The organism is Rhodococcus chondri, assembly GCF_036327435.1.
GTDB classification, from domain to species: domain Bacteria; phylum Actinomycetota; class Actinomycetes; order Mycobacteriales; family Mycobacteriaceae; genus Rhodococcus; species Rhodococcus chondri.
This window is the reverse complement of record NZ_JAUZMZ010000273.1, coordinates 1-3,980: the sequence shown is the minus strand read 5'-3', so window position 1 is coordinate 3,980 and position 3,980 is coordinate 1. Positions and strand designations below refer to the sequence as shown.

The window sequence follows — 3,980 nt, the reverse complement described above, 5'->3', positions numbered from 1 at the left end:
TCGCTCGAGGACGAACTGCTCGAGGTGATGGAACGCCGGGAGGCATCCAAGGCCGACCACGACCACGCCGGCGCGCAGGTGTCGCAGATCGAGGAGCAACTCGCCGACGCCACCCGCGCCCGCGACGAAGCTCTCGCCGACATCGAGGTTGCGGAGCAGCGTTGCCACAGCGACCGCGCGGCGATCATTGCGGTGCTGCCGGACGAGTTGGTCGCCCTGTACGAGAAGCAGCGCGAGAAGGCCGGTATCGGTGCGGCCCTGCTGCAGGGCCGCCGGTGCGGCGCGTGCCGGCTCGAACTGGACCGCGGGGAGATCGCGCGGATCGCGGCGGCCGCACCCGAATCGCTGGTCCGCTGTCCGGAATGCGATTCGATTCTGGTGCGTACCAAGGAATCGGGGCTGTGACCCGGGTCGTCGTCGAGGCCGACGGCGGCTCACGAGGAAATCCGGGCCCGGCCGGATACGGCGCGGTCGTCTTCGATACCGATCACCGGACCGTCCTGGCCGAGCGCCATGCCAGTATCGGACGCGCTACCAACAATGTGGCGGAGTATCGCGGACTGATCGCCGGTTTGACGGCGGCCGCCGAACTCGGGGCCGACGAGGCGGAAGTCCGGATGGATTCCAAGCTGGTCGTCGAACAGATGTCCGGCCGCTGGAAAATCAAGCATCCCGACATGATTCCGCTTGCCGCCGAGGCGCGTGCACTCGCGGCGAAATTCACGCGGGTCGTGTACACGTGGGTGCCTCGCGCCCAGAATTCGTATGCCGATCGGCTCGCGAACGAGGCGATGGATGCGGTTGCCGGCATCGCGACGGCGGGTGCGGGATTTCCCGTCGGCTCCGCGCAGCCGGTCGATACGCAGCGCGTAACCGAGGATCCGGTGGTGTCGGAGCCCGTGACGTCGGAACCGGCGACGGGGACCGCACCCGGATGGACGGGCGCCGTCGGAATACCGACGCGCCTGCTGCTGCTGCGACACGGGCAGACCCCGTTGTCGGTCGAACGCCGGTATTCCGGGCGCGGCAATCCGCCCTTGACGGAATTCGGTCGCGACCAGGCCGCCGCGGCTGCCCTGCGAATGGGTGCGCGTGGCGGTATCGCCGCGGTGGTGTCGTCTCCGCTCGGTAGGGCCCGGGAAACGGCGACGGCCGCGGCGGACGCGTTGAATCTGCCCGTCACGGTGCACGAGGGATTGATCGAGACGGACTTCGGGGCGTGGGAGGGACTGACGTTTGTCGAGGCGGCCGAACGAGACCCCGAGCTGCACCGGCGCTGGCTCGGCGACACATCCGTTCGACCTCCCGGAGGGGAGAGCTTCGACGAGGTGCGGGAGCGGATCGCAGGGGTCCGCGACGACCTGGTGGACGAGTACGGCGGCGCCAACGTGCTCGTGGTCACCCATGTGACCCCGATCAAGACATTCCTGCGGTTCGCATTGGATTCGGGGCCGTCGCTGCTCTTCCGCCTGCACCTGGACCTGGCGTCGCTGAGTATCGCCGAGTTCTACCCCGACGGCGGTTCGTCGGTGCGGCTGGTCAACGACACCTCACACCTCTGAGGGGCCGGCAGCGCACAAAAAGTGGCCACGCCGACATGTCGGGGGGTTGCCGGCGTGGCCACTCGTCAGGGATATCGGCGTCCGCCGCGATCCGTTACAACTTTCTACGAAAACTTTCTTCGTGGGTGTGCGGCGAAGCGGTGCTGGCGAGGCCTCCGCGTGTTCTGCGAGACTGGCAGCAGGCACGCGAGCAGGAGGAACGACGATGGGCGAGTATCCCTTCCATTCCGCATACGGCTTCGGCTATGCCCCGAGCGTTCCGGCATCGGCCGTCGCGAACCCTGTGACCGGTCCCGCCGCTGCGTCCTACTTCGTACCCGTGCCCGCGCCGGCTTTCGTCGTGGACAGGCGGCCCTGGTGGCGACGTCACCCGATTCTGACGACTCTCGGTGTGCTGTGGCTTCTCGGTGCGACCTCGGACGAACCGGCGCTGCTCGCGCTGCTCGCGGTCGTATTCGCCGCGCTCTACGGTGTACGGCGGCATCGTGCGGCAGTGGTCCGGCGCACCCGCGAGGATGCGGCGATTGCGGCACGCGCCGATGCGCAGCACCAGGCGTACCTCAACGGTGATCCGGCCGGAATCTACGGGTTCCCGATTGCCGCACCGGAGCCACGGGTTTCTACGCCACCGGTGCCGTACGGGTACGTGCAGCCCCGATACGTCGCGCCCCGATACGCACTCCCGCCGCAGCCTGTGCCGGGAGCGCCTTACATATCCGCAGCGCCGCATGTACCTGCGGCATCGGGGTACCGGCCGCACGCTGCCTACCCCCATGCGATGCAGCCGCGGGCCTTCCGTCCGCCGTATCGCCGCTGACCCCGTCCGGTATCGCAGCGACCACGCGTCTCAGAGGTTGCAGGAACCGGCGTCGGGGACACCGGCGAAGCGCTCGTCCAACCACTCCAGCCCCTGAACCAACGCGGGAAGCAACCCGGCGCCGTGCCCGGCACCGGTCTTGGTCAGCACCGGCGGGACGTCGTACCGCTGATAATTCACGGCGGCACCCGCGGCACACCACTTGCCCACCATCGTGTCGACACCGCGCACCAGCACGAAGTCGTCGCCGGTGCTCTGCGCGACGAAGACGGGCATCGAGGGCGCACGGTTGCCCAGTTCCTGCTCGCTCACCAGCGACGCCCACGGCTCCTCGACGAGATGCTCGGCGATGGGCCGTCCGTCGACCGTGTACGCCGTGGTGGGAAAGAACGGATTCAGCAAGGGAGCGTCGTACGTACACGAATGCGCGGCGCGGTGCAGGATGTCGTGCCCGGCAGGGGAGAACGTCGCGCGGAGACGGTCGGCGTGCTGCGGGTACGCAGCGACGAATCCGTTCACGACCCAGCCGATACCGCCCGAGAGCAGCGAGCCGTCGCCTGCGACCGCCAGATCGGCCAGCGACGCCGGCGGCGATCCGGCGACCGCAGCGACGACCGGCAGCTCCGGTGCGTACGAGTCCTTCAGTTCGGCGGCGGCAGCAGCCGACATGCCGCCCTGCGAATATCCCCAGAACGCGATCGGGGCGGCGGCGTCGATGCCGGGCAGTGCGCGCGTGGCGCGAGCCAGATCCAGCATGGCGTGCCCCTGCGAGAGCCGGTTGAGATACGGGTGATCGCCGGGGGTACCGAGCCCCTCGTAGTCGGTGACCGCGACGGTGTATCCGTGGGCGAGCAGTGGCCCGATCTGGAGGTACTCGTATTCCTGGCCGAACATCATCAGTTTGGACGGCGCGCACTGATCGCCCATTCCCTGCGTGCCCGGTCCCACCACGACCGTCGGCCGGAGTCCTGGTCCGTGCCACGGCAGCGTCGGCTCGAGGACGGTGCCGACGACGGCGGTCGGTGTCCCGGTCGCGCTCTCGCTGCGGTACATCACGCGCGTGACGGCCGCGTCGATCGCGGCCGGTGTGTTCGGAATGATCGCCGCGACAGCGGGTTCCGTACGCAGCACATCGCCCGGTGCGCCGGACGGAAGCGGGCTCGGCGGGCTGTAGAAATCGTCGTATGCCGGCGCAGCCGGTGGTTGCGCCGACGCGGTGACACCCGCCGCGACGGACAGGGCGGCCACGGCCGCGAACACGAGACAGCGCGCGACAGCCCGCATCGAGTGGTCCTTTCCCGGAGTGGACAGCTGCCCGCTCGGCGGCTGTGATGTCCGCAGACATTACACGTAACGGTGAGTACCATCACGGCACCACGGGCCGGGCTGCCCGTCAGGTCAGCTTGCGCAGCGTTTTCAGGTTCCGCGTGGTGGTCGTCGCCTTCAGGCGTGCCTTGCCGGTGTGCCGGCCGAGCGCGCTGGACACCATCGCCGACCGAGGCGCCGCTTCGGAGACCACGTCGGCGGCTCGAGACGTTCTCGCCGATTTCCATCGCCGCGCCGAAGAAAGCTGCGTCCGGCTGCGAGCCCAGTTGGCGTAC

Annotated in this window: 4 protein-coding genes and 1 pseudogene; 3 read left to right on the top strand and 2 right to left on the bottom strand. The window is 68.9% G+C overall.

The window, feature by feature from the left end:
* The 3 genes from Q8814_RS24835 to Q8814_RS24825 all read left to right on the top strand — a co-directional run.
* Nucleotides 1-405, top strand: a 405-nt coding sequence (locus Q8814_RS24835) for a zinc ribbon domain-containing protein (protein WP_330154625.1), incomplete at its 5' end; no start/stop codon positions are given.
* Nucleotides 363-1,562 carry a bifunctional RNase H/acid phosphatase gene (locus tag Q8814_RS24830; RefSeq protein ID WP_330154624.1) on the top strand — a complete coding sequence of 400 codons (1,200 nt, stop codon included), beginning with the start codon at nucleotides 363-365 and terminating at the stop codon, nucleotides 1,560-1,562. The genes Q8814_RS24835 and Q8814_RS24830, both read left to right, overlap by 43 nt.
* A 205-nt stretch (nucleotides 1,563-1,767) precedes the next feature.
* Nucleotides 1,768-2,379 (top strand): hypothetical protein, encoded by a 612-nt coding sequence (locus Q8814_RS24825; RefSeq protein WP_330154623.1) that lies wholly within the window; start codon nucleotides 1,768-1,770, stop codon nucleotides 2,377-2,379.
* Nucleotides 2,380-2,409: 30 nt separating this feature from the next.
* On the opposite strand, the gene Q8814_RS24820 is transcribed toward Q8814_RS24825, so the two are convergent.
* Together Q8814_RS24820 and Q8814_RS24815 are read right to left on the bottom strand one after the other, a co-directional pair.
* A complete protein-coding gene (locus Q8814_RS24820) occupies nucleotides 2,410-3,663 on the bottom strand; it encodes a lipase family protein (protein ID WP_330154622.1) in 1,254 nt (417 codons plus the stop codon).
* Nucleotides 3,664-3,772: 109 nt separating this feature from the next.
* A pseudogene (locus tag Q8814_RS24815) lies at nucleotides 3,773-3,980 on the bottom strand (hypothetical protein); the annotation flags it as partial.

What these genes read in the sequence shown, in the direction of transcription:
- Q8814_RS24830 (WP_330154624.1), top strand. Translation starts at nt 363, where the DNA reads ATGCGATTCGATTCTGGTGCGTACCAAGGAATCGGGGCTGTGACCCGG.
- Q8814_RS24825 (WP_330154623.1), top strand. Translation starts at nt 1,768, where the DNA reads ATGGGCGAGTATCCCTTCCATTCCGCATACGGCTTCGGCTATGCCCCG.
- Q8814_RS24820 (WP_330154622.1), bottom strand. Translation starts at nt 3,663, where the DNA reads ATGCGGGCTGTCGCGCGCTGTCTCGTGTTCGCGGCCGTGGCCGCCCTG.